This is a genomic window from Massilia sp. 01N410, assembly GCF_056399665.1.
The window spans coordinates 70,740-96,524 of the sequence record NZ_JBFTRV010000001.1 but is presented as its reverse complement, the minus strand read 5'-3'; the positions used below and the strand labels follow the sequence as shown (position 1 = coordinate 96,524).

22 protein-coding genes are annotated in these 25,785 nt (G+C 66.0%); 7 read left to right on the top strand and 15 right to left on the bottom strand.

Annotated elements, in window-relative coordinates:
* Positions 1-221: 221 nt before the first annotated feature.
* The 7 genes from dmpG to AC1DOP_RS00420 are packed head-to-tail and all read right to left on the bottom strand — an operon-like array spanning position 222 to position 7,561.
* Positions 222-1,256 (bottom strand): 4-hydroxy-2-oxovalerate aldolase, encoded by a 1,035-nt coding sequence (gene dmpG / locus AC1DOP_RS00450; RefSeq protein ID WP_477249065.1) that lies wholly within the window; start codon positions 1,254-1,256, stop codon positions 222-224.
* A 19-nt stretch (positions 1,257-1,275) separates the two neighbouring features.
* A complete protein-coding gene (locus tag AC1DOP_RS00445) occupies positions 1,276-2,235 on the bottom strand; it encodes an acetaldehyde dehydrogenase (acetylating) (RefSeq protein WP_477249063.1) in 960 nt (319 codons plus the stop codon).
* Between the two features lie 14 nt (positions 2,236-2,249).
* Positions 2,250-3,050, bottom strand: coding sequence for a 2-keto-4-pentenoate hydratase (gene mhpD / locus AC1DOP_RS00440; RefSeq protein ID WP_477249061.1), 801 nt, complete (start codon positions 3,048-3,050; stop codon positions 2,250-2,252).
* Positions 3,047-4,201 carry a CaiB/BaiF CoA transferase family protein gene (locus AC1DOP_RS00435; protein WP_477249059.1) on the bottom strand — a complete coding sequence of 385 codons (1,155 nt, stop codon included), beginning with the start codon at positions 4,199-4,201 and terminating at the stop codon, positions 3,047-3,049. The genes mhpD and AC1DOP_RS00435 overlap by 4 nt, the downstream gene beginning before the upstream one ends.
* Positions 4,202-4,217: 16 nt before the next feature.
* Positions 4,218-5,390 carry an acyl-CoA dehydrogenase family protein gene (locus tag AC1DOP_RS00430; protein ID WP_477249057.1) on the bottom strand — a complete coding sequence of 391 codons (1,173 nt, stop codon included), beginning with the start codon at positions 5,388-5,390 and terminating at the stop codon, positions 4,218-4,220.
* A gap of 30 nt (positions 5,391-5,420) precedes the next feature.
* Positions 5,421-6,614 (bottom strand): Rieske 2Fe-2S domain-containing protein, encoded by a 1,194-nt coding sequence (locus tag AC1DOP_RS00425; RefSeq protein ID WP_477249055.1) that lies wholly within the window; start codon positions 6,612-6,614, stop codon positions 5,421-5,423.
* 17 nt (positions 6,615-6,631) lie between these two features.
* Complete coding sequence (locus tag AC1DOP_RS00420; RefSeq protein WP_477249053.1) at positions 6,632-7,561, bottom strand: SDR family NAD(P)-dependent oxidoreductase; 930 nt, start codon at positions 7,559-7,561, stop codon at positions 6,632-6,634.
* A 269-nt stretch (positions 7,562-7,830) separates the two neighbouring features.
* On the opposite strand from AC1DOP_RS00420, the gene AC1DOP_RS00415 reads away from it, so the two are divergent.
* The 7 genes from AC1DOP_RS00415 (at position 7,831) to AC1DOP_RS00385 (ending at position 15,523) form a co-directional block, all read left to right on the top strand.
* Positions 7,831-9,045, top strand: a complete 1,215-nt coding sequence (locus AC1DOP_RS00415) for a flavin reductase (RefSeq protein ID WP_477249051.1) — start codon at positions 7,831-7,833, stop codon at positions 9,043-9,045.
* A 29-nt stretch (positions 9,046-9,074) separates the two neighbouring features.
* The gene (locus AC1DOP_RS00410) at positions 9,075-9,968 is read left to right on the top strand and encodes a LysR family transcriptional regulator (protein WP_477249049.1); all 894 of its coding nucleotides are present in this window, start codon (positions 9,075-9,077) and stop codon (positions 9,966-9,968) included.
* Between the two features lie 191 nt (positions 9,969-10,159).
* Positions 10,160-11,368 (top strand): 3-hydroxybenzoate 6-monooxygenase, encoded by a 1,209-nt coding sequence (locus tag AC1DOP_RS00405; RefSeq protein WP_477249048.1) that lies wholly within the window; start codon positions 10,160-10,162, stop codon positions 11,366-11,368.
* 19 nt (positions 11,369-11,387) lie between these two features.
* Positions 11,388-12,437, top strand: a complete 1,050-nt coding sequence (gene gtdA, locus AC1DOP_RS00400; protein WP_477249046.1) for a gentisate 1,2-dioxygenase — start codon at positions 11,388-11,390, stop codon at positions 12,435-12,437.
* A 22-nt stretch (positions 12,438-12,459) separates the two neighbouring features.
* Positions 12,460-13,170 carry a fumarylacetoacetate hydrolase family protein gene (locus AC1DOP_RS00395; protein ID WP_477249044.1) on the top strand — a complete coding sequence of 237 codons (711 nt, stop codon included), beginning with the start codon at positions 12,460-12,462 and terminating at the stop codon, positions 13,168-13,170.
* A gap of 1 nt (position 13,171) precedes the next feature.
* Positions 13,172-13,816, top strand: a complete 645-nt coding sequence (gene maiA / locus AC1DOP_RS00390) for a maleylacetoacetate isomerase (RefSeq protein WP_477249042.1) — start codon at positions 13,172-13,174, stop codon at positions 13,814-13,816.
* 78 nt (positions 13,817-13,894) lie between these two features.
* On the top strand, positions 13,895-15,523 hold the full coding sequence (locus AC1DOP_RS00385) for an electron transfer flavoprotein-ubiquinone oxidoreductase (RefSeq protein WP_477249622.1): 1,629 nt from the start codon (positions 13,895-13,897) through the stop codon (positions 15,521-15,523).
* A gap of 309 nt (positions 15,524-15,832) precedes the next feature.
* Here AC1DOP_RS00385 and AC1DOP_RS00380 read toward each other — a convergent pair whose 3' ends face one another.
* From AC1DOP_RS00380 to AC1DOP_RS00345, 8 genes are all read right to left on the bottom strand, one after another.
* Positions 15,833-16,777 carry a LysR family transcriptional regulator gene (locus AC1DOP_RS00380; RefSeq protein ID WP_477249040.1) on the bottom strand — a complete coding sequence of 315 codons (945 nt, stop codon included), beginning with the start codon at positions 16,775-16,777 and terminating at the stop codon, positions 15,833-15,835.
* 56 nt (positions 16,778-16,833) lie between these two features.
* Entirely contained in the window at positions 16,834-17,784 is a 951-nt protein-coding gene (locus AC1DOP_RS00375; RefSeq protein WP_477249038.1) for a glycoside hydrolase family 43 protein, read from the bottom strand.
* Positions 17,785-17,804: 20 nt separating this feature from the next.
* Positions 17,805-18,728, bottom strand: a complete 924-nt coding sequence (gene yjfF / locus AC1DOP_RS00370; RefSeq protein ID WP_477249620.1) for a galactofuranose ABC transporter, permease protein YjfF — start codon at positions 18,726-18,728, stop codon at positions 17,805-17,807.
* A 53-nt stretch (positions 18,729-18,781) separates the two neighbouring features.
* Positions 18,782-19,780 carry an ABC transporter permease gene (locus AC1DOP_RS00365; RefSeq protein WP_477249618.1) on the bottom strand — a complete coding sequence of 333 codons (999 nt, stop codon included), beginning with the start codon at positions 19,778-19,780 and terminating at the stop codon, positions 18,782-18,784.
* A 44-nt stretch (positions 19,781-19,824) separates the two neighbouring features.
* Positions 19,825-21,342 carry a sugar ABC transporter ATP-binding protein gene (locus tag AC1DOP_RS00360; protein WP_477249037.1) on the bottom strand — a complete coding sequence of 506 codons (1,518 nt, stop codon included), beginning with the start codon at positions 21,340-21,342 and terminating at the stop codon, positions 19,825-19,827.
* Positions 21,343-21,349: 7 nt separating this feature from the next.
* On the bottom strand, positions 21,350-22,315 hold the full coding sequence (locus tag AC1DOP_RS00355; RefSeq protein ID WP_477249036.1) for an ABC transporter substrate-binding protein: 966 nt from the start codon (positions 22,313-22,315) through the stop codon (positions 21,350-21,352).
* Positions 22,316-22,420: 105 nt separating this feature from the next.
* Positions 22,421-24,772, bottom strand: coding sequence for a beta-L-arabinofuranosidase domain-containing protein (locus tag AC1DOP_RS00350; protein WP_477249035.1), 2,352 nt, complete (start codon positions 24,770-24,772; stop codon positions 22,421-22,423).
* On the bottom strand, positions 24,769-25,785 hold the full coding sequence (locus AC1DOP_RS00345) for a family 43 glycosylhydrolase (RefSeq protein WP_477249033.1): 1,017 nt from the start codon (positions 25,783-25,785) through the stop codon (positions 24,769-24,771). Before AC1DOP_RS00345 ends, AC1DOP_RS00350 begins: the two co-directional genes overlap by 4 nt.

Sequence of the window (25,785 nt, the reverse complement as noted above, 5' to 3'; positions counted from 1 at the left end):
GAAGACTGCCGGGAATCGGAAACGCGCGCGGCGCGAGCCGGATAAGGCTGGCCGGGCGTTTCCCGCGGTGGCTGATTGGCGCATGCGGCATGAGATTGTCTCCGTATTTATATTTACCAGATTTACGCTCTGGAAGTTCTGTTCTAGAATTCTCTACATATGCATCACATATTGCAACCTGAAACTGTGCATGGCTGCTATACGTTTTTTGCATCCGGGTTTCAGGCAGCGGCCGGCGCGCGCTGCTTCGACATGTCGAGCGCGACGTCGACGATCATGTCTTCCTGGCCGCCGACCATGCGGCGCCGCCCCAGCTCGACGAGGATGTCGAAGGCCGGGATGCCGTACTTGGCCGACGCCGCCTCGGCATGGCGCAGGAAGCTCGAATACACGCCGGCATAGCCAAGTGCCAGGGTCTCGCGGTCGACCCGCACCGGACGCTCCTGCAGCGGACGCACGATGTCTTCGGCGGCGTCGATCAGCATCTTGACGTCGCAGCCGTGCTTCAGGCCCATGCGGTCGGCGGCCGCGATGAACACCTCCAGCGGGGCGTTGCCGGCGCCCGCGCCCATGCCGGTCAGGCTGGCGTCGATACGGTCGCAGCCGTGTTCCAGCGCCACCAGCGAATTGGCGACGCCCAGGCTCAGGTTGTGGTGGGCGTGCATGCCGGTCTGGGTTTCCGGTTTCAGCACGTCCTTGAAGGCCTTGAAGCGCTCGGCGATGTCGTACATATTCATGGCGCCGCCCGAATCCACCACGTACACGCATTGCGCGCCGTAGCTTTCCATCAGCCTGGCCTGCTGCGCCAGGCCCGCCGGGGTGTTCATGTGGCTCATCATCAGGAAGCCCACCGTGTCCATGCCGAGTTCGCGGGCATACTCGATGTGCTGGCGCGAGATGTCCGCCTCGGTGCAGTGGGTGGCCACGCGCACGATGCGCGCGCCGGCGTCGTAGGCGTTCTTCAGGTCGTGGATGGTGCCGATGCCGGGCAACAGCAGGGTTGCGACCTTCGCGTGCGACATGCTGCCGGCGACCGCCTCGATCCATTCGAGATCGGTATGCGCGCCGAAACCGTAGTTGAAGCTCGAGCCGCGCAGGCCGTCGCCGTGCGCGACCTCGATCGAATCGACTTTTGCCGCATCCAGGGCGCGGGCGATGCGCACCGCCTGCTCCAGCGAATATTGGTGGCGCACGGCGTGCATGCCGTCGCGCAGGGTAACGTCAGAAACGTAGATTTTCTTCTCGTGATTGAACATGCTTGTCTCCGTCAAAGCCTCATGCGGCCAGCGCCGCGGCGGACATGCCGGCCGCGATGCGTTCGGCGGTCGCCATCGCGGCGCTGGTCATGATGTCGAGATTGCCCGCATAGGCCGGCAGGTAATGGGCGGCGCCTTCCACTTCGAGGAAGATCGACACCTTCAGTCCGGCCTGGCGGCCGAGCTCCGGCAGGTTTGGCGGATTTTCCGGACCGAAGCGCTCGAACTGCACCTCCTGCTTGAGGCGGTAGCCGGGCACATAGGACGCCACGTCGGCTGCCATCGCACGCACCGAAGCGCGGATCGCATCCTGGTCGGCATCGAGCGCGGCCAGGCAATACACGGTATCGCGCATGATCAGCGGCGGCTCGGCCGGGTTCATGATGATGATCGCCTTGCCCGCCCGCGCGCCGCCGACCTCGACGATCGCGCGCGAGGTGGTCTCGGTGAATTCGTCGATATTCGCGCGCGTGCCCGGACCCGCCGACTTGCTGGCGATCGAGGCGACGATCTCCGCGTAATGCACCGGGGCGACCCGCGCCACCGCGGCCACCATCGGGATCGTCGCCTGGCCGCCGCAGGTGACCATGTTGAGGTTCGGCGCGTCGGCATGCCGGTCGCCGTTGACCACCGGGATGCAGTACGGGCCGATCGCGGCCGGGGTCAGGTCGACCATGCGCAGCGACGGGCGCAGCTTGCGCAGGAAGGCGTCGTTCCTGACATGGGCACCGGCCGAGGTGGCGTCGAACACGATGTCGATCTCGTCGAACACCGGCAGCCGCGCCAGCCCCTCCACGCCTTCATGGGTCACCGCCACGCCCATGCGCGCGGCGCGCGCCAGGCCGTCGGAAGCCGGGTCGATGCCGACCATGGCCCCCATCTCGATATGCTTGCCATGGCGGAGGATCTTGATCATCAGGTCGGTGCCGATATTGCCCGGACCGATGATGGCCACCCGCCGTTTTTTCTGTTGGGTCATGCTGGACTCCTTTGTCATTGTCCGAATACGGCGCGCAGTTCGCCCAGGCCGTCGATGCGCGCGACGAAGCGGTCGCCCGGCGCCACCGCCGCCATCGGGCCGAGCGCCCCGGTCAGCAGCACGTCGCCGGCGCGCAGCGGGGTGCCGACCCGCACCATCATGTCGGCCAGCCAGACTGCCGCGTTGAGCGGATTGGCCAGGCAGGCCGCGCCGCTGCCGCTGGACACGGTGTCGCCGTGCCGCTCCATCGTCATCGCGCAATTGACCAGGTCGAGGCGCTCCAGCCTGACCGGCCGCGAACCCAGCACGAACACGCCGGAGGATGCGTTGTCGGCCACCGTGTCGAGCAGCCTGATGTTCCAGTTCTCGATGCGGCTGCCGACCACCTCGATGGCCGGCAGCGCGTAGGCGGTGGCGGAAACCAGGTCGGCGAAAGTATGGCGCTCGTGCGTGAGGTCGCGCTCCAGCACCAGCGCGATCTCGGCCTCGACCTTCGGCTGCAGGGTGCGAGACAGCGGTATTTCCTCGCCGTCGCCGAACGCCATGTCGGCGAACAGCATGCCGAAGTCGGGTGAATCGACGCCGAGCTGCTTCTGCACGGCGCTGGAAGTCAGACCGATCTTGCGTCCTACCACGCGTGCGCCGGAGGCGACGCGGCGCTGCACGTTATGTTGCTGCACCGCGTAGGCGCAGGCGACCGGATCCTGCTCGCCGGCGGCGGCGAGGATACGCTCGCGCAGCGGTGCGCAGGGAAGGCCCTGCTCTTCAGCCGTGCGCAGCAGGGCGGCGATGTCGCCGATCTCTTGATGGTTCATGGTGTGCCCTTTGAAATGGGGAGGCCGAACTCGGCGCGGATCGCGGCATCGTGTTCGCCGAGGACCGGCGCCGGCCGGCTGGTGGGGCCGCGCCGGCCGTCGATGGTCAGCGGACGGTGAATGCCGATCATGGCGCCGTGCTCCGGGTGCGCGGTTTCGTAAAAGGTGCCGGCCTGCCGCACCTGGGGGTCTTGCATCACTTCCGGGATGGTGTTCACGGGGGCGAACGGCACGTCGCTGCCGGCCAGGCGCTCGCACCACTGCGCCCGCGTACGGGTGCGGAAGGTCTGCGCCACTTCCTGGTTCAGCGCGGCGTAATGACGGGTGCGCAGTTCCGGCGTCCCGAACCGGCTATCCTCCAGCAGGTCGGGCCGTTCGATGACGGCGACGAAGGCTTGCCAGAATTTCTCCACCGACGACAGGTGCACCGCCACCAGTCCGCCGTCCGCGCAGGGGAAGGCGTGCGATTGCGAGATCGCCACCCGCGTCTGCGGCATCGGAACGGCGCCGAGCCGGGTGTACTGCGCGAAGCCCTCGGGCGAAAAGGCGATCGAGGCCTCCAGCATGTTGACCTCGACGCGCGCACCCTTGCCGGTACGATGGCGCTGCATCAGCGCGCCGAGCATGCCGTAGGCGGCATACATGCCGGTGACGTTGTCGGAGATGGTGGGGCCGTTCATCGACGGCTGCGCCGGATCGAGCATCAGGCTGGCCAGGCCGGAGAGGCCGAGCGCCACCGCGTCATAGCAGGGCCGGTCGCGGTACGGCCCCTCGGTCCCGAAGCCGGTGATCGAGCACCAGACCAGGCGCGGATTGATTTGCGCGAGTTTCTCTTCAGTCAGGCCGAGGCGGGCCATCACGCCCGGCCGGTAGTTTTCCAGCAGCACGTCGGCGCGGGCCAGCAGGGCCAGCAGGTCGGCCCGGCCGGCCTCGCCATGGAGGTCGAGCTGGATGCTTTCCTTGTTGCGGTTGTAGGAGGCGAAATGCGGGCTGTACAACTTGCCGGCGTGGCGGCGGAACGGGTCGCCGCCGTTCGGGTGCTCGACCTTGATGACGCGCGCGCCGAGGTCGGCCAGCATCATGCCGGCCAGCGGCGCGGTCAGGACCGTACCGAGTTCGATCACCAGGATGCCTTCGAGGGCGTGATTCATGCGTGGCTCCCGGTTATCAGCTGTAGTGTTTCAGGATCTGGCGCGCGAGCGTGGTGCGCAGCACCTCGGTCGGCCCCTCGGTAATGCGGTAGCTGCGCAGGTCGCGCCAGAAGCGCTCGATCGGCGTGTCCTCGGTCAGCCCCATGCCGCCGTGCAGCTGCATGCAGGTGTCGACGATGCGCCAGCCCGCCTCCACGCCGAAGGTCTTGATCATGAAGGTTTCCATGCGCGCTTCCAGGCCGGCGTCGGTCTTGCGCGCCGCGTCGTACACCAGCAGGCGGGTGCAATACACCTCGGTGAAGGCGTCGGCGAGCATCCACTGCACGCCCTGGCGTTCGGCCAGCACCTGGCCGAAGGTCTTGCGCTGGTGGGCGTACTCCGCGGTCAGCGCCAGGCAGCGCTCGGCGGCGCCGCAGGCGTGCGCGCCCTGGCGCACCCGTCCGTAATTGATATAGCCCTGCGCCAGCGCGAAGCCGCGGCCTTCCTCGCCGACCAGGTTCGCGAACGGGACATCGACATCCTCGAAGCTGATCTCGCTCGGCGCGTCGCCCATCAGGGTTTTTTCCGACCCCGCCACCTTCACGCCCGGGGCGTCGAGGTCGACGATGAAGCAGGAGACGCCGCCGCGCGCGCCCTTGTCCGGATCGGTGACCGCCATGACGATGGCGAAATCGGCCACCGCGGCGCGCGTGATGTAGCGCTTGACGCCGTTGAGCCGGTAGCCGGTCGCGGTGCGCACGGCGCGCGTGCGCATCATCGATGGGTCCGAGCCGGCGTCGGGTTCGGTCTGGGCGAAGCAGGAGCGCTTGGTCCCGTCGAGCACCGGTTGCAGGTAGCGGGTGCGCTGGTCCTCGTTCAGGCCGAGGAGGATCGGGCCGACCATCGGCCCGAACAGGCCATGATCGCGCACCCAGGAGGCGACGGTGCTGCGTCCGACCTCCTCCCAGAACACGGCCAGCGCCAGCAGGGGCAGGCCCTGGCCGCCGAATTCTTCGGGCACGTCCATCAGCCAGAAGCCGGCCTGCCGCGCGCGCTCGCGCAGGGCGGCCGCCTGTTCGGGCGGCAGCATGCCATTCGCGCCGAGGGCATGTTCGAGTGGGATCAGTTCGCGGTCGACGAAACGGCGGATCGAGTCGCGAAATTGCAGCAGCTCCTCGGGGAGCGAGTCGTAGGGGGTCAGATCGAGCATAAATGTGCGTGGACGAGATGAAGGGTCGATTCAGGCCGCAGCTTCCTGGCCAGGCTGCTTCGGCAGCGGCGCGGCGTCGTGCAGCGCGCGCCAGGCCTTGGTCGGCTGGCCCGTCTCCTGCAGCTCCAGCTCGCGGAAGAACAGCTTGCGCAGGGTGACGATGCCGAGGTCGGAACGGCCGAGGATCTCGTCCTCACGCGCGGTGATCCGGGCCTGGCCGCGGATCGACAGATAGTCCTGGGCGGCGGTCAGGCCGACGAAGCTGTCTTCCGGATTCTTCCACTCGCGCGAGGCGAACAGTTCATCGTGGTGCTCGGCCGGGTCGTACTTGCCGTACTTCGCGAAGTAGTCCCTGAAGCGCGTGCGCGCTTCCTCGCTGGCGCCGGGCTGCTGGCCGTAGATCATGAAGCGGGTCGTGTTCAGCTCGTCGTTCGGGATCATCCACACGAACACGTCGATCCAGGGATCGTCCGGGGTCAGCCCGGGCACGGTGACGTGGTTGTTGTTGGGGAAGGTCCAGTCGCTGACGCGCACGTTGTTCTCCGAGCGGCGGGCGGTCTGGCGGATGCCCGACGAGGTTTCCTCGTACGAGAGCTCGGGAATCGCGCCGGTCACGGCCTTGCCGAAGGGGCCGACCGTCAGCGCCATGTGCACGAAGCTGACGTGGACCGCGTCGAGCGAGTTCTCGACCTGCTGGAACCAGTTGTTGTCCCAGCGTTCGCGGCCGTTCGCGAACAGGGTCCCCTCGCGTTCGAGCAGGAGCTTGCGCGGCAGGTCGAATGCCGGCGCCTCGCCCTCGCCCAGGTAGGCGAAGACCAGGCCCATGTATTCCTGCACGGGATAGGCCGGGATGCGGGTGCGCGGCATGCCGGTGTTGGCTTCGGCGGGACGGTTGACGCAGGCGCCCTTGCCATCGAACTGCCAGCCGTGATAGATGCAGCGGATCTCCTCGCCCACCACCCAGCCGGTATGCAGCAGCGTGCGGCGGTGCGCGCAGCGCCCACCCACCAGGTGCAGGGCGCCGCTTTCGCCGCGGTACAGCGTCAGTTCCTCGCCCATGATCAGCAGGGGAATGGCGCCGCCCGGCGCCACGTCCCCGGCCAGCGCGACCGGCTGCCAGAACTTGCGCAGCAGGCGCCCCATCGGCTTGCAGCGGCTGCACTCGGTGAGCTGCTTGAATTGTTGGGCGCGCTCTTCGCGCCGCTGGTCCTGGATAGTCTCCATGTGGGTCTCCGTGTGGATTATTGGGAACGGTCGATCGGCTCGCCGAGCAGCTCGGTCAGGAGTTCCTGCTCTTCGCCGTAGCGGGTCACGCGGGTCGCGCGCGCGTAGTCCTTGATGTCGCGCGGGTCGTGCTTGCCCGGGGTCCAGGTCGGGTACTTGTGGCGCAGGCCGGCATCGACCGCCAGGTCTGCCCCGGTCATGCAGGACGATTCGTCCGACGCCAGGAAGACCGTGGCCCAGGCCAGGTCGGCGGCGCGCGGGAAGCGGCGCAGCGGCAGCTGGTCCAGGTATTCCTGGCGCGAATAGAAGCCGCGCCGCGACGGCGGCTGCCAGTCCGGGTCGAACATCTCGTCGCGCATCGTGGTCCAGAGCTGGTGCTCCATCGAACAGGGGGTGACGGTATTCACGCGGATGCCATGGTGGGCCAGGTCCATCGCCGCGGAACGCGCGAAGTTCAGCAGCGCCGCCTTGGCCGCGCAGTAGGCGGCGCCGTCGGCCTCGCCGAAATGGGCCGCGGTCGACATCACATGGATGATGCTGCCCGGCGCCCCGCAGTCCAGCATGGCGCCGGCGCCGTGCTGGGTCGCGAGCAGGCCGGCGGTAGCGAAGCTCGCCACCGAGTCCTCCCAGTCGTCGAGCTGCATGCCCAGCACGTCGTCCCAATGCACCCGCCCGGCCATGTTCACCACGATGTCGAGGCGGCCGTAGCGTTCGACGGTCGCCTCGACAATGCGCCTGACGTCGGCATCCTTGCGCGCGTCGCCTGCCAGGCCCATCGCTTCCCAGCCGCGCTCGCGAATGAAGCCGGCCGTCGCTGCGGCCGCATCTTCCTTCACGTCGGTGACGCAGACGCTGGCGCCTTCCCGCGCCAGGAAATGAGCGATGGTGCCACCGATGTTCGGTCCCGCGCCAAACACGATGGCGACTTTGTCTTTCAATCTGTCCATGGTTCTACTTGTCTCCAGGTTGCCTGACCCGCGTTTCTCGGCGGTCAACGTCAGGCATTGTTAGCCCTGCGTCCTGGCCATACAAGTCGAATACCTTCAAGGCTACTATGCGGAATTTGCATCGGTCGGGAGCCGGGACAGGCAGGCACCGCGCGTCTTTTAAATTTCTTGAATAATTATTCTAGAACGTTATAATCAGAAAAAATGCGGCCCGTTCCTGCTTCCTTGCGGCGCCCGAAAATCATCCACGAAGAGACAGCGAGACACATATGCAAGCCACTACCCCAGCAAGGCAAATCGACGGCGCCCGCTTCCGCGAGGTGCTCGGCAGCTATCCGACCGGCGTCGCCATCGTCACTTGCATCGACGACCACGGCATCCCGGCCGGCATGGTGATCGGCAGCTTCACCTCGGTCTCCCTGGTTCCTCCGCTGATCGGCTACCTGCCGATGAAGACGTCGCGCACCTTCGCCCGCATGCGCGGCTCCCCGACCTTCTGCGTGAACATCCTCGCGGCCGACCAGGAAGCGGTGTGCCAGCATTTCGCCTCGCCGGCCGAAGACAAGTTCGCCGGCCTGGCATGGCACCCCAGCCCCGCCGGCAATCCGGTCCTCGACGGCGTCGTCGCCTGGATCGACTGCGACTACGCGAGCGTGACCGAGGTCGGCGACCATTACATCGTGCTGGGCGGCGTGCTCGACATGCAGCTGGAACGGGATACGGCGCCGCTGCTGTTCTTCCAGCGCGGCTATGGACGCTTCTCGCCGGGACCGCTGGTGGCGGCGGCCGAGCGCGAAACCATCGAGGCGGTGCAGCTGGCCGAGATCGGCCGCGACGAGATGGAAGCCGTGGCCACGGAGCTGAACGCCGAATGCAGCATCATCGCGGCGGTCGGCGGCGACGTCGTCTACGTGGCGGTGGAAAACCAGTCGCCCCACTTCCGCCTGCGCAGCCGGCTCGGCTTCCGGGTGCCGTGCGCACCCCCGTTGGGGCCGCTGTTCGTCGGCAGTCCGGGGGCGCCGGGCGACGCCGAATGGCTGAAGCGGCTTGGCCGCCCGGACCAGGAGACGATCGACGATGCGCTGGCCCAGCTGGAACGGGTGCGCAGCCGCGGCTGGTCGATCGCGCTGCACGGTGCGGGCGACGACGAAAACCTGGACGAGATGGTGGCGCTGTACTCGAACCCGCACCGCACGCCGGGCCAGGAGCGGCGCCTGCTGGCGGCGGCCAAGGCACGCGCCGGCCTGCACGAGCCCGCCGAATTGCTGGACGGCGCGCGCTATGACGTGCGCCACCTGTCGGTGCCGGTGCGCGACGCCGCCGGGCAAGTCTTGCTGGTGCTTCGGCTGAGCGCCTTGCCGCCGGCGGCGGACCTCGGCCAGATCCGGCAATGGCTGGCGCGCCTGCAGCACTCGGCGGCGCGCCTGGAAAAGACGATCGCGGCACGCCGCGAACACGGCCGCCCGGTGCGGCTGCCTGCCTGAACGACACCTGCCTGGATTGCTGAGCCAATATGGAGATTTCCCAGATCCGCCACTTCGTGCGCATCGCTGAAACCGGCAGCTACATCAAGGCCGCCGACCTGCTCGACATCGGTCAGTCGACCCTCAGCCGCCAGGTTCGCGCGCTCGAAGTCGAGCTGCGCGCCAGCCTGTTCTACCGGCACGGGCGCGGCGTCCTGCTGACCGAAGCAGGCAAGAAGTTCCTCGAGTATGCACGCGGCGTGCTCCACCTGATGGATTCGGCCGCCATCGCGCTGCGCGACTCGGAGTCGGCCTTCTCCGGCCAGCTCGCGATCGGCATGGCGCCGAGCATCGGACGGGCCGGCATCCCGGCGCTGCTGCCGGAACTGGCGGCGCTGTTCCCGCGCGCCGCGATCAGCGTCGTCGAAGGCCTGTCCGGCGCGCTGTACGATGCGGTGCTGCTGGGCCAACTCGATTTCGCCCTGCTCTACAACCCGGCGGCATCGCCGAACATCAAGATCACGCCGATCGTCACGGAACCCCTGTACCTGATCGGCGCCGCTGCGGTTGGCGCCGACGACGGCCAGGTCACGCTGTCCGAGGTCGCCAGGCTGCCGCTGATCCTCCCGCACGGGAATCACTCGGTGCGGGTGGCGGTCGAGTCGGCCGCCGCACGCCTGGGATTGGGCGTGAACGTCACGCTGCAGGTCGACGCATCCTACTCGACCATGGAGCTGGTGGCGCAGGGCATGGGCTATTCGATCATGCCGCGCCTGGTCGGGCGAGGCGCGGGACTGCCCATGCTGTCCTGGCAGAAGATCGAACAACCGGCCCTTGAAACCACGCTGTGCATGGTGCTGCCGGCGCAGCAGCCGGGCAATCCACTGGTAACGGCGGCGGCCGAGGTGGCGCGCGGCACCTTGACCAAGCTCCTGGCCGGCTAGCTTTCGCCGGCAGCCGCCGGGCCACCTTGCGATCCTGTCTCTCCCGTCGAAGATCCCGGCAACCCGGGGCTCAGGTCCGTGTCGACAACATTATTTAATTTCCGGATTCTCTTCATCAGGCTTCATCAGTTTCTCAAATAACCATGAATCGGCACACTCGCTCGATTCCTACATAGAAAAGGAGACTCTTCATGCTTCCCACTGACTCAGCATTACCGTCGGTGATCGTCGCTGGCGCCGGCATCGGCGGCATCGCGGCGGCCTTGTCGCTCGCGCAGCTCGGCCTGCACGTCACCGTGCTGGAACAGGCTGCCGAACTGGGCGAGATCGGCGCTGGCCTGCAGCTCGGCCCGAATGCGTTTGCCGCTCTCGATGCGCTCGGCGCCGGCGAACTGGTGCGCCAGCGCGCGGTGTTCACCGAGCGCCTGGTGATGATGGATGCGGTCGACTGCGGCGTGGTCGCGAGTTTCGACGTCGGCGCAGCCTTTCGCGCCCGCTTCGGCAATCCCTACGCGGTCATCCACCGCGCCGACATCCATGCCGCCATCCTGGCGCAGGTGAGCGGCAATCCGCGCATCGAACTGGTGACATCCTGTCAGGTCACGTCGATCGACCAGGACGAGCGCGGGGTGGCCGTCACCGACAGCAACGGTCGCCGCTATCACGCCGACTTCCTGGTCGGCTGCGATGGCGTGAAGTCGGTGGCCCGCGAAACGGTGCTCGGCGACGGTGTCCGCGTCTCCGGGCATGTGGTCTACCGCGCGGTGGTGCCGGTCGCCGCCATGCCGGAGGAGCTGCGCATGAACGCTCCTGTCGTCTGGGCCGGACCGAACTGCCACCTGGTGCATTACCCGCTGCGTGGCGGCGAGCAGTACAACCTCGTCGTCACCTTCCACAGCCGCGAACAGGAGTCGTGGGGCGTGACCGACGGCAGCAAGGAAGAGGTACTGTCCTACTTCACCGGCATCGCCGAGCTGCCGCGCAAGCTGCTCCACCTGCCGTCCAGCTGGCGCCGCTGGAGCACCGCCGACCGCGATCCGGTCGACAACTGGACGCGCGGCCGCGTCACGCTGCTCGGCGACGCCGCCCACCCGATGATGCAATACCTCGCCCAGGGCGCCTGCATGGCGCTCGAGGACGCGGTCACCCTCGGTGCGGCGGTACGCCGCTGCGATTACGACATGGAGGCCGCGTTCGCGCTGTACCAGCGTTCCCGGATTGCCCGCACCGCCCGCGTGGTGCTGTCGGTACGTGAAATGGGTCGCCTGTATCACGCCGCCGGCGTCGAACGTCTGGTCCGCAACGACCTGTGGAAAGGCCGCAGCGACGCCGGCTTCTACGATGCCCTGGCCTGGCTGTACGACTGGAACGCCGCCGCCTGCCTGGCTGCCGACGCTTGAGAACGCAAGGAGAATGAACATGAACCACGATCTGATCGAAGCCCGCCGTACCCTCTACCGGGAGATGGGGGCACTGAACCTGTCGCCGTTGTGGGAGTCGTTGCATACGCTGGTACCGCGCCAGCCCACGCCCGCCTACGAGGCCGCCCTGTGGCGCTACCAGGACATCCTGCCACACCTGACCCGGGCCGGCGAGGTGATTACGGCCGAGGAAGCCGTGCGCCGCGTTCTGGTGCTCGAAAATCCCGCCCTGGCCGGCAGCGCTTCGATCACCAACTCGCTGTACGCGGGCCTGCAGCTGATCCTGCCCGGTGAGATCGCCCCCGCCCACCGCCACACCCAGTCGGCGCTGCGCTTCATCGTCGAAGGCAAGGGTGCCTACACGGCGGTGGACGGCGAGCGCACCATGATGCACCCGGGCGATTTCATCCTCACGCCATCCTGGACCTGGCACGACCACGGCAATCCGGGGATCGACGGCGTCAGCGAACCGGTCGTCTGGCTCGACGGCCTGGACATCCCGTTGACGCGTTTCTTCAACGGCGGCTTCGCCGAAAACGGCGACGCCGCCAGCCAGCCGATCGCCCGCCCGCAGGGACGCAGCTACGCGGCCTATGGCCACAACATGGCGCCGGTACGCCAGCTGCACGCCGGTACCAGCTCGCCGATCTTCAACTATCCCTACGAGCGCTCGCGCGAGGCGCTCGAGACGCTGCGCCGCCAGCAGGAGATCGATGCCTGGGTCGGCGTCAAGCTACGCTACGTGAATCCGCTCACCGGCGGCGCACCGATGCCGACCATCGGCGCGTGCATGCAGCTGCTGCCGGCCGGCTTCCGGGGACTGCCCCACCGCAGCACCGACGGCACCGTCTACAGCGTCGTCGAAGGCCACGGCGCGGCCATCATCGGCGGACGCCGTTTCGAGTTCGCGCCGCGCGACACCTTCGTCGTGCCGTCCTGGTCTCCCTTGACCCTCGAGGCCGCCGAGGACGCGGTGCTGTTCAGTTTCTCCGACCGCCCGGTGCTTGAAGCGATCGGCCAGCTGCGCGAAGAATTCCTTTCCGAATAATCATCATCTGGAACGACATACCATGAACGCTCAATTCGTCATCCCTGCCCAGCCCATCGTCGGTCTGCCGGTCAACGGCAGCACTGCCCGCTTTCCGGTACGCCGCGTCTACTGCGTCGGCCGCAACTATGCCGCTCACGCCCGCGAAATGGGCTTCGATCCCGATCGCGAGCCGCCCTTCTTCTTCTGCAAACCGAACGACGCCGAGTCGATCGTGCCGGTGCCGGCCGGAGCAAGCATCACGCTGCCCTATCCGCCGCGCACCGAAAATTATCACTACGAGATCGAACTGGTGGTCGCGATCGGCAAGCAGGGGCGCGACATCGCCCCCGAGGACGCCGCCGCCCACATCTTCGGCTATGCCGTCGGCCTGGACATGACGCGGCGCGACTTGCAGATGCGCATGCGCGAGCAAGGCCGTCCGTGGGAAATCGGCAAGGCCTTCGACTATTCCGCACCGATCGGCCCGATCACCCGTATCGCCGACTGCGGCCTGCTCGACGCCGGCGCCATCGCCCTGAGCGTCGACGGCGTGACGGTACAGAGCAGCGACCTCGCGAAGCTGATCTGGAACGTCAGCGAAACCATCGCCCAACTTTCGACCCTGTTCGAACTGCGTCCGGGCGACCTGATCATGACCGGCACGCCGGAAGGCGTGGGCGCGGTGCGGTCCGGCCAACGCCTGCTTGGCACGGTCGACGGCCTGACCCCGATTTCGGTCGAGGTCGTCTAAGATGAAACTGCATACCTATTATCGAAGTTCCGCGTCCTACCGGGTTCGCATCGCCATGAACCTGAAGGGCCTGCATGCCGATCAGGCGTATGTGCATCTTTCGAAGAACGGCGGCGAGCAGTTCCGCCCGGAGTTCGATACCCTGAATCCCGGCCACCTGCTGCCCGTGCTCGAGGACGATGGCCTGGTGCTGCCGCAATCGCTGGCCATCATCGAATACCTGGACGACACGCACCAGGGGATTCCGCTGCTGCCCGCGGATGCGCGCGGCCGCGCCCGCGTGCGCGCCTTGTCGCAGGCGATCGCCTGTGACACCCACCCGCTCAACAACCTGCGTGTGCTGAACTACCTGAGCACGGAGCTGGGCATCACGGACGGGCAGAAGCAGGCCTGGTACCGTCACTGGGTTGCGCTGGGCCTGGCCGCTCTGGAGAAGCAGCTGGTGCGAAGCCGCGACACTGGCCTGTTCTGCCATGGCGATACGCCAACCATGGCGGATTGCTGCCTGATACCGCAGCTCTACAACGCACGGCGTTTCGATTGCGACCTGACGCCGTACCCGACCGTCGTTGCAATCGGGGCCCGCTGTGAGGCCCTGGAGGCGTTTGCGCACGCCCGCCCCGAAGCGCAGCCCGATGCGCAATGACCAGCATGAGGAGAGAACAAGATGACTGGCCTGGATGCTGACATGAAGCTGGAGCAAGGATACGGTCCGCGCGAAGCGATGGAATACGACGTCGTCATCGTCGGCGGCGGCCCGGCCGGCTTGTCAAGCGCGATCCGCCTGAAGCAGCTGGCTTCGGAACAGGGCCGCGAGGTCTCGGTCTGCGTGCTCGAGAAAGGCGGTGAGCTGGGCGCGCACATCCTGTCGGGCGCGGTGATGGATCCGCGCGCGCTGAACGAACTGTTCCCGAACTGGAAAGAACTGGGCGCACCGTTGAACACCGCCGTCCTTGAAGACCGCGTGCTGTTCCTGACCGAGACCAAGTCCTACGCGACCCCGTCGTTCATGGTGCCGAAGGCGCTGACCAACCACGGCAACTACGTGATCTCGCTGGGCAATGTGGTGCGCTGGCTGGGCCAGCAGGCGGAAGCGCTGGGCGTCGAGATCTTTCCCGGCTTCCCGGCCGCCGAGATCCTGTACGACGACGACGGCGCCGTGAAGGGCGTCGCCACCGGCAATATGGGCGTCAAGCGCGACGGCGAACCGGGTCCGGATTTCCAGCTGGGCATGGAACTGCACGCCAAGTACACGCTGTTCGCGGAAGGCTCGCGCGGCCACCTCGGCAAACAGCTGATCGCCAGGTACAGCCTGGACCAGGGCAAGGACCCGCAGACCTACGGCATCGGCATCAAGGAACTGTGGGAGATCGACCCGGCCAGGCACAAGCCCGGCCTGGTGATCCACACGGCCGGCTGGCCGCTGCCCTCCGATACCTACGGCGGCTCCTTCCTGTACCACCTGGAGAACAACCAGGTCGCGGTCGGCTTCGTGGTCGGCCTGGCCTACCAGAACCCGTATTTGTCGCCCTACGAGGAATTCCAGCGTTATAAAACCCACCCGGAGATCCGCCACTTCTTCGAAGGCGGCAAGCGCATCTCCTACGGCGCCCGCGCGATCACCGCCGGCGGCCTGCAGTCGCTGCCGAAGACCGTGTTCCCGGGCGGCGCGCTGGTCGGCGACGATGCCGGCTTCCTGAACGTCAGCCGCATCAAGGGCAGCCACGCCGCGATCAAGACCGGCATGCTGGCAGCCGACGCCGCCTTCGCGGCACTGGGTGAAGGCCGCCAGAACGACGAGCTGGCGAGCTACCCGGCCGCCTTCGAGCAGTCCTGGCTGCACGAGGAACTGCACGTGGCGCGCAACTTCAAGCCGTGGATGAGCAAGGGCCTGGTCCTGGGCACCATCATGACCGGCATCGACCAGATCCTGTTCAAGGGCAAGGCGCCGTGGACCCTGCACCACCAGCACGCCGACCACGAATGCCTGCGCCCGGCATCGAGCTTCAAGCCCATCGTGTATCCGAAGCCGGACGGCAAGCTGACTTTTGATCGCCTGTCCTCGGTGTTCATCTCGAACACCAACCACGCGGAAGACCAGCCGGTGCACCTGACCCTGAAAAACCCGAACGTGCCGGTCGAGATCAACCTGGCCAAGTACGCCGGTCCGGAACAGCGCTACTGCCCGGCGGGGGTCTACGAATTCGTGAAGACGGACGAGGGCAAGGACCGCCTGCAGATCAATGCGCAGAACTGCGTGCACTGCAAGACCTGCGACATCAAGGATCCGACCCAGAACATCGTCTGGGTCACGCCGGAGGGTGGCGGCGGGCCGAATTACCCGAACATGTAATCGCCATCACGGGCGTACCTGGCCGGAGCCGTGGACGACACGATCTTGACCGTGAATCCCGATGGTCGTGATCAGCGCTCTACTCTATTGCCTAGATCGCGACTCAGTACCTCCCGGTCGGCACCATGAAGTCAACAACGGGCTTCTGACCACCGATATGCTTATCCGAGCTAATTGGTTAAATTGCAATCTGATAACGATTTGCACGGCCCCGACAGTGCTATCCGTGCATACACGCGCCACGCCTCGTCCGCCTCAATGCACTGCCGGCGAATCCGGCATCGTGCCGACACGCTGAAAAGCAGAGCTTCAGTAGATCTCCGCAGCCGCCGCCCTCACCGCGCGCAGCAGCAAGTCGGCGCCCGGCGACAGCAAGTGATCGCGCTGCCGAATGATGCCGAAGGCATCCATCTTGCAAGGCAGTTCGATAGGGAGAATGCGCATCACGTTCAGCGAGGCGTAGTACTGCGCCACTTCGAGCGGCATCACGTGCAGCGAATCGGTCTGCTGCAGCAGCGCGGTGATGACCAGCATGGCCGTGGTGTCGACCACGTTGGCCGGCGGCTCCAACCCCGCGCGGCGGAACATCATGTCGAAGCGGTAGCGCAGGATGCTGCCGTTCGGCGGCAGGATCCAGGGCAGCGGCGCGATGTCCTTCAGCGTGAGCTCGCGGTTCTCCAGCAGCAGCGGATGGCCGGGGCGCACGACCGCGCAGGCCGGCTCCTCGGTGAGCTCCTCGTAGATCAGGCCGGTCGTATCGATGGTGTCGAAGATGCGGCCGATCATGAAGTCCAGGGTGCCGTGCTGGAGCTTGTCGAGCAGGACGTTGCTGGCCTCCAGCTGCACGCCGATGCGCAGCAGCGGCGCTTCTTCCTTCACCCGCGCGATGGCGCGCGGCAGCAGGGCCATCGCCGGGGTCATGATCACGCCCACTTCCGCCTGGCCCGTCAGGCCGGCTTTCAGGGTCACGATGTCGTCGTGCGCCAGCGCCAGGCTGGTGAGGGCCATGCGGGCATGGCGGATCATCGTCTCGCCGTAGATGGTCGGCTCCATCCCGCGCGGCAGGCGCTCGAACAGCCTTACGTCCAGCATCTCCTCCAGGTCCTTGATCTGCTTGGAGGCGGCGGGCTGGGTCATGTGCAGTTCGTCGGCCGCGCGGTGGATGTTGCGATAGTCGTCGAGCGCGATCAGCAGCAGGAGCTGGCGCGTCTTGAGGCGCGCCTTGAGGAACCAGTTCGGGTTGGGCGTATCCATCAATACATCATATCATTATGGATATTGCTTTTGGCCATACTTTACCGGATTCTGCATCACTTGCACGACGCCGAAGGATTGGCCGCCGGACCCTGCGTCGTCTGCGCCACCGGCAGGATCTTCCCGTCCGGACCATAGTGCAGCTCCTCGACCGCGACCGAACGGCGGAACTCGCCGCCGCCCGGGAGCTTGCCGTTGTGGTAGAAGATATAGGACTTGCCGTTGAAATCGACGATCGCCTGGTGAATGGTCTTGACGTTGCTGTTCTGCTCCATGATCAGGCCGCCGAAGGACCACGGACCGGTGGCGCTGGGGCCGGTCATGTAGACCGTCTCTTCCGGAAACTTGCGCGAATACGAGAGGTAGTACTTGCCGGCGTGCTTGTGCAGATAGGACGCCTCGGTAAACGCTTCCAGGCCCACGGTATGGATCGGACCGTCCAGCTCGATCATGTTCGGTTTCAGCTTCGCATACTTCATCACCGTATTCCCCCAGTACAGGTAAGCCTGGCCGTCGTCGTCGATGAAGACGGCGGGGTCGATGTCGTCCCAGGATATCGGGGTCTCGTGGGTCATGTCGTTCGTGACCAGGGCCGAGCCGCGCGCGTCGACGAAGGGTCCGGTCGGGCTGTTCGAGACCGCCACGCCGATCGCCTTGCCGGGAATGGTCTTGTGGTCGACCGTGGTGTAGAGGTAGTACTTGCCGTTGCGCTTGGCGATGTCGCTGGCCCAGGCATCGCGGCCGGCCCACTGGAAGATCGTGTACGGCACCGGGTTCGGATGCGCGGTCCAGTGCTGCATGTCGCAGCTGGAGAAGACGCGCCATTCGTTCATCAGGTAGTCCTTGCCGTCCTCCTTCGCTTCGTCATGGCCGACGTAAAGGTAGACGCGGCCATTATCGACCAGGGCGGCCGGGTCGGCAGTGTAGATCTTGCTGGTGATGGGGTTGGCGGCCTGGGCGAGCGCGGTAACGGCCAGCAGGACGGCCGGCAAGGCATGTTTCAACATAAGGTCTCCGATTGATTCGATTATTCGGCGCGCCCGCCCATGACCCTCTGCACCACGCAGAAGATGAACAGCAGCGCGCCGATCACGATTTTGGTCCACCAGGAACTGAGCGTGCCGTCGAAGGCGATCAGAGTCTGGATGGCGCCCAGCACCAGCACGCCCGACAGCGCGCCGACGATGTAGCCGTAGCCGCCGGTGAGCAAGGTCCCGCCGATGACCACCGCCGCGATCGCATCCAGCTCGATCCCCTGCCCGTGCAGGCCGTAGCCGGACAACATGTAGAACGCGAACAGCAAACCACCCAGCGCCGCGCAGAAGCCGCTCAGGGCATACACGGCGATACGGGTAGCGCCCACGTTCAGCCCCATCATCGCAGCCGACTGCTCGTTGCCGCCGACCGCATACACGGCCCGGCCGAAAGCCGTGAAGTGGGCCAGCCAGATCGCCAGCAGCAGCACCACCAGCGCGATGATGGCGCCTGGCGAGAGGAAGCCGCCCAGGATCGGAATCTGGGTCTGGGAAAGCGCGACGAAGAAAGGCTGATCGATGGTGATCGACTCGATGCTGATCAGGTAACACAGCCCGCGCGCCAGGAACATGCCGGCCAGCGTCACGATGAAAGGCTGCAGCTTGAACAGATGGATCAGCAGGCCCTGCGCGGCCCCGAAACAGGCGCCCATCAGCAGCACGGCGGCGATTACCGGCACCGGGTGCCAGTGCGCCGTCTGCAGCAGCCAGGCCGCGACCATGGTCGACAGGGCCAGCACCGAGCCGATCGACAGGTCGATACCGCCGGACAGGATCACGAAGCCCATGCCGATCGCCAGCACCAGCAGGAAGGCGTTATCGATCAGCAGGTTGAAGATCACCTGCAGCGACAGGAAGCCCGGATAGACCGCGCCGCCGGCGCCCAGCATGGCAACCAGCAGGACCACCGTCACCATCGAGGTGAACCAGGGCGCGCTCGAGATGCCGCGCGCGCCATTTGCCAAGGTACTCACGCTGGCCTCCGTTTGATCAGTTGCTTGAATTCGCCCGACTGCGAGATGCATACCACGAACACGACGATGGATTTGACGACCATGTTCACCTCGGGCGGCACGCCCAGCGAGTAGATCGTGTAGGTGAGGGTCTGAATGATCAGTGCGCCGATCATGCTGCCCATCAGGCTGAACTTGCCGCCGGCGAGCGAGGTGCCGCCGAGGGTGACGGCCAGGATCGCATCGAGCTCCAGCAGCAGGCCGGCATTGTTGGCGTCCGCGCTCTTGATGTTCGAGGTGATCAGCATCCCCGCCAGCCCGGCGCAGGCGCTGCAGAACACGTACACGAAGATGATCAGCGTTGCGGTGCGCAGGCCCGCCAGGCGCGCCGCCACCGGGTTGATGCCGACCGCCTGGATGAACAGGCCGAGCGCGGTCTTCTTCATCAGGACCATCGTCACCCCGAACACGGCGGCCACCACGAACAGCGAGAACGGCAGGCCGGCCAGGTAGCCGCTGCCCAGGAAGTAGAAGGGCTTGTAGTAGACCGTGACGATCTGGCCGTCGGTCAGCAGCTGTGCCAGCCCCCGCCCTGCCACCATCAGGATCAGCGTCGCGACGATGGGCTGCAGCTTGATGCCGGCCACCAGCACGCCATTCCACAAACCGCACAGCAGGGCCACGCCAAGGCTCGCCGCCAGCGCCATGCCCATCGGCGCGTCGCCGGTCGCGCCGCCGATCAGCATCGCCGCGACGGTACCGGACAGCGCGACCACGGCGCCCACCGAGATGTCGATGCCGCGAGTGGCGATCACCAGCGTCATGCCGAGCGCCGCCAGCATCAGCGGCGCGGCACGGTTCAGGATGTCGACCAGTGCACCGTACAGGTGACCGTCCTTCATTTCGAGACGGAAGAAGCCCGGCACCAGGGCTGCATCCAGGACCAGCAGCACCAGCAGCGCGGCGAGGGGACGCAGCAGCGGATGCTGGAGCAGCATGGTCGTCATGGTTGCCATGGGCGCCGCCGTCGGCTTGGCCGGGTTAGGATCCACGCGTGCGTTCATGCGCCCTCCCCCGCAATCACGCGCAGCACCGAGCTTTCGTCGAGCTCACCGCGCCGGTACTCGCCACAGGCCTTGCGGTCGCGCATGACCACCATGCGGTCCGAGACACGCAGCACTTCCGGCAGCTCGGACGAGATGAAGAGGATGGACATGCCCTTGCGGCACAACTTGCTGACGTAATCCATGATTTCCTGCTTGGCGCGCACATCGATGCCGCGTGTCGGTTCGTCGAGAATGAGGAGCCCCGGCTCAGTGGCCAGCCAGCGTGCCAGCAGCACCTTCTGCTGGTTGCCGCCCGAGAGCGATCCGATCGGCGTCTCGATACTGGCGGTCTTGATGCCCAGCCACTTGACGTAGTCCGTGGCCAACTGCTGCTGGCGCTTCAGTGGAATAGCGCGCCAGACTCCCTGGCGCGCCTGCAGTGCCAGGATCAGGTTCTCCCTCACCGACAGCGGCAGGATCGCGCCCTCGTGCTTGCGGTCTTCGGAACAGAAGCCGATACCTTGTGCGATGGCGTCGCGCGGGTTGGAAAAGCGGACCGGCCTGCCATCGACTTCGAGGCCGCCGCTGTCCGCCCTGTCGGCGCCGAACAGGAGACGCGCGGTCTCGGTTCGGCCCGAGCCGAGCAGGCCGGCAAGGCCCAGCAGCTCGCCGCGGTGCAGCTCCAGATCGACCGGCGCCAGCACGCCCTTGCGTGCGATTGCGCGGGCGCGCAGGAATACCTGCCCGCGTTCGGCCTGCCCGTTCGCCTGCTCCTTCGCGCCCGCTTCCTGGGCTTCGGCCGGTGCGCCGATCATCTTGTTCACGAGCGCGAGCCGCGACAGTTCGGCACAGGTGTACTCGCCTTCACGCTCGCCGTTGCGCATCACCGTAATGCGGTCCGAAATCGCATAGGTCTGGTCGAGGAAATGGGTAACGAACAGGATCGCCATTCCCTCCTCGCGCAGGCGGCGCAGCACCCCGAACAGGGTCTGCACCTCGGCCTCGTCGAGGCTGGAGGTTGGTTCGTCGAGGATCAGCACATGCGACTCGACGAGCAGCGCGCGCGCGATCGCGACCATCTGCTGGATCGCAAGCGGATAGTCGGCCAGCGCCTTGCTGACGTCGACGTCGATCTGCAGGCGCTTCAGGAGCTCGGACGCCCGGCGGCGCATGCTCCGCCAGTCGACCATTCCCAGGCGGCGCGGATAGCGCCCGATGAAGATGTTCTCCGCGACCGACAGGTTCGGGCACAGGTTCACTTCCTGGTAGACCGTGCTGATGCCCAGGTCCTGCGCATGCTGGGTGGAGCGCGGACGGATCGCCTGTCCGTTCAGCACGATACTGCCGCCGTCGGGCTGGTAGACGCCGGTGAGCACCTTGATCAGCGTGGACTTGCCGGCGCCGTTCTGGCCCATCAGCGTGTGAACTTCGCCCGGATACAGGCGCAGGCCGGCGTCAAGCAGCGCCTTCACCCCGGGGAACTGCTTGTGGATGCCGGAGACTTCGAGCACCGGCCTTTGAGCGTCGACCATGGCCGGCTCAGTACTTTCGGGTCGGGAATACCTTGGCCGCGACCTCGGCCGGGAACACGCCTTCCTCGACGGTGATGCGCTTCGGGACCGGCTTGCCGGCCGCCACGCTCTGCGCGGTCTGCATCAGGGTCGGGCCCAGCAGCGGATTGCACTCGACGGTCACGTTGAGCTTGCCCTGCTTCATGGCCTCGAAAGCGCCGCGTACGCCGTCGATCGACACAATGACGATATCCTTGCCCGGCTTCAGGCCCGCTTCCTCGATGGCCTGGATGGCGCCGATCGCCATGTCGTCGTTGTGCGCGAACAGCACATTGATCTTCTTTCCCTCGGACTTGAGGAAGGCTTCCATCACTTCCTTGCCCTTGGCCCGGGTGAAGTCGCCGGTCTGCGAGCGGATGATCTTGAGCTTCGGATTAGCGGCGATGGCTTCGGCAAAACCGGTCTTGCGGTCGGTGGCCGGCGCCGAGCCGACAGTGCCCTGCAGCTCGACGATGTCGAGCGGCTTGTCGCCATTCTTCTTCGCGTAGTCCAGCAGCCAGCGCCCGGCGCGGCGGCCCTCTTCCACGAAGTCGGAGCCGATGAAGCTGACGTACAGCGACGGATCGCTGACCTTGACCGCACGGTCGGTCAGGATAACGGGAATCTTCGCGTTCTTTGCCTCGCGCAGCACGGTCTCCCAGCCGGTTTCGACCACCGGCGAAAACGCGATCACGTCCACACGCTGGGCAATGAAGGAGCGGATCGCCTTGACCTGGTTCTGCTGCTGCTGCTGGGCGTCGGCGAATTTCAGGTTTACGCCGGCCTGTCTGGCGGCATCCTTGATCGAGGCGGTGTTCGCGGTGCGCCATTCGCTCTCGGCGCCGACCTGGGAGAAGCCGATCGTGAGAGGTTTGGCGGCGCTTGCCGGGAGCGTAACGGCGCATGCGGCGGCTGCGACCGCGGCCAGGAAGGTCCTGCGGGTTGGGAGGGGCATACTTGTCTCCGGTATTATTGTGTGTTTATAGTATGACGGATGAGGGATGCTCATCCAATCACTTTTTTGGCATTATTGATACCATAATGTGTATCGGCAGCTGAATCAGCGCAGCAGCTTCAGGCCATACAGTCCGCCGGCCACCGATCCCTCTTTCGCGAGAAACTTCACCTCCAGCGTGCCGCTTCGCTTTTGCAGCGCGCCGGCTGGCAGCGCATAGTCGCGGGTGTAGAACTCCTCTGTTGCGTCGCCAGGCAGCTCGACCTCGGCAATCCGCTCTCCATTCACCACGATATCAAAACGCCTTCCGCCGTCCACGCGCGCGAAGGTCAGCCTGAGCGCCCTGGCCTCCCCCTTCGGATCGTTCAAGCGGTAGCTGAACCACTTCGTCGCATGGCGCCAGTGGCGTCCGGAATTGACATCCGCAGCCGTCCCTTCACCTTCGAAAAAGTGATCCGACTCCGGCTGCTGTTCGCCCGGCGCTACCTGGTCGATGGTCCGCGCATCCAGCGCCAGTCGCTCGGCTTCCCTGGCCGCGGTCTCGGCCCGCATGCGTGCGAAGTCGCCCGGCGTCGACTGCTGCCAGTAAATCATATAGCGTGAGTTGTGTAGCCGGAAAAAAGGAATGAACTCGGTCGAGGAACCCGCCCCTCCCTGCACCAGGCCCGGCGCGGTGAAGGTCAGCGGCTTGCCCTTCACCGGCTTGAAGCGCCGCATGAAGTCCTTGCGGTCGGAGACAAAAGTCGGCGCCGACTCCAGCGGGCAGACCTGGCCTGACGCGATGTGGCCCATGCGCGAATCGTCGGCCAGGAAGTTCAGGTGCTCGGTCGAAAAGGGATTCGTCTTCGCTGCCAGCACGATGGGGCCATGCATGACCGCGTAATAGTTCGATTTGTCCGGCATCTGCTCGAGGTGGGTGGCCATCGGCAGGCTCACGTCGACGCGGTCGCCCTTGTGCCAGGCACGATCGATGCTGACGTACTCGCCCGGCTTGCCCGACACCTTGATTGGGCGGCCGTTCAGGCGCAAGGCCAGCTTGCCCGGCGCCACCCAGGCCGGATAGCGGATCTTCATCGTGAAATGCGCGTCGCCGTCGACGCTGATGTGCGTGCCCGCCCGGTCCGGGAAGCGGTTGGCCTGCACGATCCGCACGCCTTTCTCGTGCCACTGCAGCGTCGAGGGAATGAACAGGTTCACGAACAGAACATCGGCGTCGTGCGCATAGATGAACTCGCCGTACTTGGCATGGCTTTCGATGCCCGAGCCGACGCAGCACCACATCGCCTGGTCCACCTGCGAGTACACGCGGTAGTGATTCGGGCGCATCGGCGTGAAGTAGACGAAGCCGCCCGTGCCCGGACGCTGTGAACCGAGGATGTGGTTGTACAGCGCGCGCTCGTAATAGTCCGCATACTGCGCCTTCTCGCTCGACGCGAACAGCATCTCGCTAAGCTTCAGCATGTTGTAGGTGTTGCAGGTCTCCGGCCCCTCGACCTCGTCGATCATCGGGCTGAAGTCTTTATCGTCGTGGAAGTGCTCCTTGACGCTGTTGCCGCCGATGGCGACCGTGCGGTGCTCGACCACGGTCTGCCAGAAAAACTCGGCGGCGCGCTCCAGGTTCTTGTCGCCGGACAGGTCGGCGATGCGCTTGAAGCCGATCACCTTCGGGATCTGCGTATTCGCATGCAGCCCGGTGAGCCTGTCTTCGCCCTTCTCCAGCGGCTGCAGGATGGCCTGGTGCGAGAACTTCAGCGCCAGGTCCAGGTACTTGCGCTGTCCGGTCATCTGGTAGACGTCGGCCAGCACCTCGTTCATGCCGCCATGCTCGCTCTTCAGCATGGATTGCATCTGCTCGTCGCCGAGATGGCTGGTCAGGCGCAGCGCCCAGTCGGACAGCTCGATCAGCATCGCGCGCGCATCCTCGCTGCCGCCGTAGCGCCAGGCGTCGCGCAGGCCGGCGTAGATCTTGTGCAGGTTGTACCAAGGGACCCACTTGCCGTTGACCGAGAAGTTGTCGGCGTGGAGCTTACCGGCGGCGACGTCGCGCCACGCGGCGCGGCCGCCGGGGATACCGCCCAGGTAGCCGTCGCCGTTGGCCTGCTGGGCGCGCTTCAGTTCGGCGACGAAGTAGTCGAGGCGTCGCTTCACCTCGGGGTCGCCGGTCGACGCGAACATCAAGGCGAGCGCGGACAGGTAGTGGCCGCCCATGTGGCCGTCCAGGCCCGTGGATTCCCAGTTGCCGTAGCTGGGCTGCTTCTGGGCCAGGCCGGCCTCGCGCAGAAAGGGCGCCAGCAGGCGGTCGGGCTCCATCGCCATCAGGTAGTGCAGGTCCGTCGTCTGCGCATCGAGGAAGGGACCGGGGCCCAGGCGCACGTCGCGCAACGGGAACAGCTCGGCGGCGTCCGCGGATGCAGCGCCGATTACCAGCAGCAGCGCTGCGATCCGTTTCAGTCTCATGGGAGTTGTTTGCTCACATAGCGGTTCAAGTCTGCGGGATCGACGACCGGCCAACCCTCCTTGTCCCACTTCATCTCCAGCACCTTCAGCTTCTGCCTGTATTTGTCCGCCGTCTCGTAGGCGTGCAGCACCAGCCAGTCCTTGCCATCGAAGGTGTATGCGCTGTTATGGCCCAGCGCTTTCCAGTCCTTGTCGCCTTCGATGACCAGCGAACCGCCGCCCAAGGCCATGTCCTTGCCCTGGCGGTCGAGGTAGGGGCCGCCGATGTCCTTCGCGCGCCCCACCACCACGTGATAGGTGCTCTTCGGTCCCTGGCAGCACAGGCCCCAGGACACGAACAGGTAGTACCAGCCGTCCTTCCTGAAGATGAAGGGTCCTTCGATCTGCGCCGCGCCGGCTTGCTCGTCCGGCGTGAAAGCCGGGCGCTCGCGGCGGGCGATGGTGCGCCACTCCTGCGGTTCGGCGAGTTTCGTCCAGCTCGAATCCAGCTTGACCAGCTTGATGCCGCTCCAGAAGGAGCCGAAGGCCATCCAGCCGTTGCCCTTGCCGTCTTCGGCGACGTTGGGGTCGATCGCGTTCCACAGGTCGCGGCCCGGCACCGATTGCAGGACCATGCCCTGGTCTTCCCAGCGGTAGTTGGGCGCGCGCGGGTCGAGCGTGGCGTTGCTGGTCACGCCAATGCCCGAGGTGTTCTTGCCGAAGCCGGACACCGAGTAGTACAGAAGGTAGCGCCCGTTGTGGTACTGGATGTCCGGCGCCCATATGTGGTCGTCGAAGGTGGGCGCCGCCTTTTTAGCCCAGCTGGGCTGGCCCGGGAAGATGCGGCCTTCCGGCTTCCAGTTCTGCATGTCGGCCGAGCTGTAGAAGGTGATGCCGGGGCCGGTGCTGAACAGGTAGTACTTGTTGCCTTCTTTCGCCATGACCGGGTCGTGGACGCTGACTTGGGCGGCGTTCGCAGTACCCCACAGCGCGGCCGCGGCCAGACAGAAGGCGCGTATCGACGCTTGGGTCAT

Bases quoted from the DNA above. Each gene is read 5' to 3' on its own strand.
- AC1DOP_RS00425 (WP_477249055.1), bottom strand. From the start codon at position 6,614: ATGGAGACTATCCAGGACCAGCGGCGCGAAGAGCGCGCCCAACAATTC.
- AC1DOP_RS00395 (WP_477249044.1), top strand. From the start codon at position 12,460: ATGAACGCTCAATTCGTCATCCCTGCCCAGCCCATCGTCGGTCTGCCG.
- AC1DOP_RS00435 (WP_477249059.1), bottom strand. From the start codon at position 4,201: ATGAATCACGCCCTCGAAGGCATCCTGGTGATCGAACTCGGTACGGTC.
- AC1DOP_RS00445 (WP_477249063.1), bottom strand. From the start codon at position 2,235: ATGACCCAACAGAAAAAACGGCGGGTGGCCATCATCGGTCCGGGCAAT.
- AC1DOP_RS00410 (WP_477249049.1), top strand. From the start codon at position 9,075: ATGGAGATTTCCCAGATCCGCCACTTCGTGCGCATCGCTGAAACCGGC.
- AC1DOP_RS00350 (WP_477249035.1), bottom strand. From the start codon at position 24,772: ATGAGACTGAAACGGATCGCAGCGCTGCTGCTGGTAATCGGCGCTGCA.
- AC1DOP_RS00405 (WP_477249048.1), top strand. From the start codon at position 10,160: ATGCTTCCCACTGACTCAGCATTACCGTCGGTGATCGTCGCTGGCGCC.
- gtdA (WP_477249046.1), top strand. From the start codon at position 11,388: ATGAACCACGATCTGATCGAAGCCCGCCGTACCCTCTACCGGGAGATG.
- mhpD (WP_477249061.1), bottom strand. From the start codon at position 3,050: ATGAACCATCAAGAGATCGGCGACATCGCCGCCCTGCTGCGCACGGCT.
- AC1DOP_RS00415 (WP_477249051.1), top strand. From the start codon at position 7,831: ATGCAAGCCACTACCCCAGCAAGGCAAATCGACGGCGCCCGCTTCCGC.
- dmpG (WP_477249065.1), bottom strand. From the start codon at position 1,256: ATGTTCAATCACGAGAAGAAAATCTACGTTTCTGACGTTACCCTGCGC.
- AC1DOP_RS00375 (WP_477249038.1), bottom strand. From the start codon at position 17,784: ATGTTGAAACATGCCTTGCCGGCCGTCCTGCTGGCCGTTACCGCGCTC.
- maiA (WP_477249042.1), top strand. From the start codon at position 13,172: ATGAAACTGCATACCTATTATCGAAGTTCCGCGTCCTACCGGGTTCGC.
- yjfF (WP_477249620.1), bottom strand. From the start codon at position 18,728: ATGGTGACGGTGGTCCTGCTGGTTGCCATGCTGGGCGCCGGCGGCGCG.
- AC1DOP_RS00360 (WP_477249037.1), bottom strand. From the start codon at position 21,342: ATGGTCGACGCTCAAAGGCCGGTGCTCGAAGTCTCCGGCATCCACAAG.
- AC1DOP_RS00345 (WP_477249033.1), bottom strand. From the start codon at position 25,785: ATGACCCAAGCGTCGATACGCGCCTTCTGTCTGGCCGCGGCCGCGCTG.
- AC1DOP_RS00430 (WP_477249057.1), bottom strand. From the start codon at position 5,390: ATGCTCGATCTGACCCCCTACGACTCGCTCCCCGAGGAGCTGCTGCAA.
- AC1DOP_RS00385 (WP_477249622.1), top strand. From the start codon at position 13,895: ATGGAATACGACGTCGTCATCGTCGGCGGCGGCCCGGCCGGCTTGTCA.
- AC1DOP_RS00365 (WP_477249618.1), bottom strand. From the start codon at position 19,780: ATGGCAACCATGACGACCATGCTGCTCCAGCATCCGCTGCTGCGTCCC.
- AC1DOP_RS00380 (WP_477249040.1), bottom strand. From the start codon at position 16,777: ATGGATACGCCCAACCCGAACTGGTTCCTCAAGGCGCGCCTCAAGACG.
- AC1DOP_RS00420 (WP_477249053.1), bottom strand. From the start codon at position 7,561: ATGGACAGATTGAAAGACAAAGTCGCCATCGTGTTTGGCGCGGGACCG.
- AC1DOP_RS00355 (WP_477249036.1), bottom strand. From the start codon at position 22,315: ATGCCCCTCCCAACCCGCAGGACCTTCCTGGCCGCGGTCGCAGCCGCC.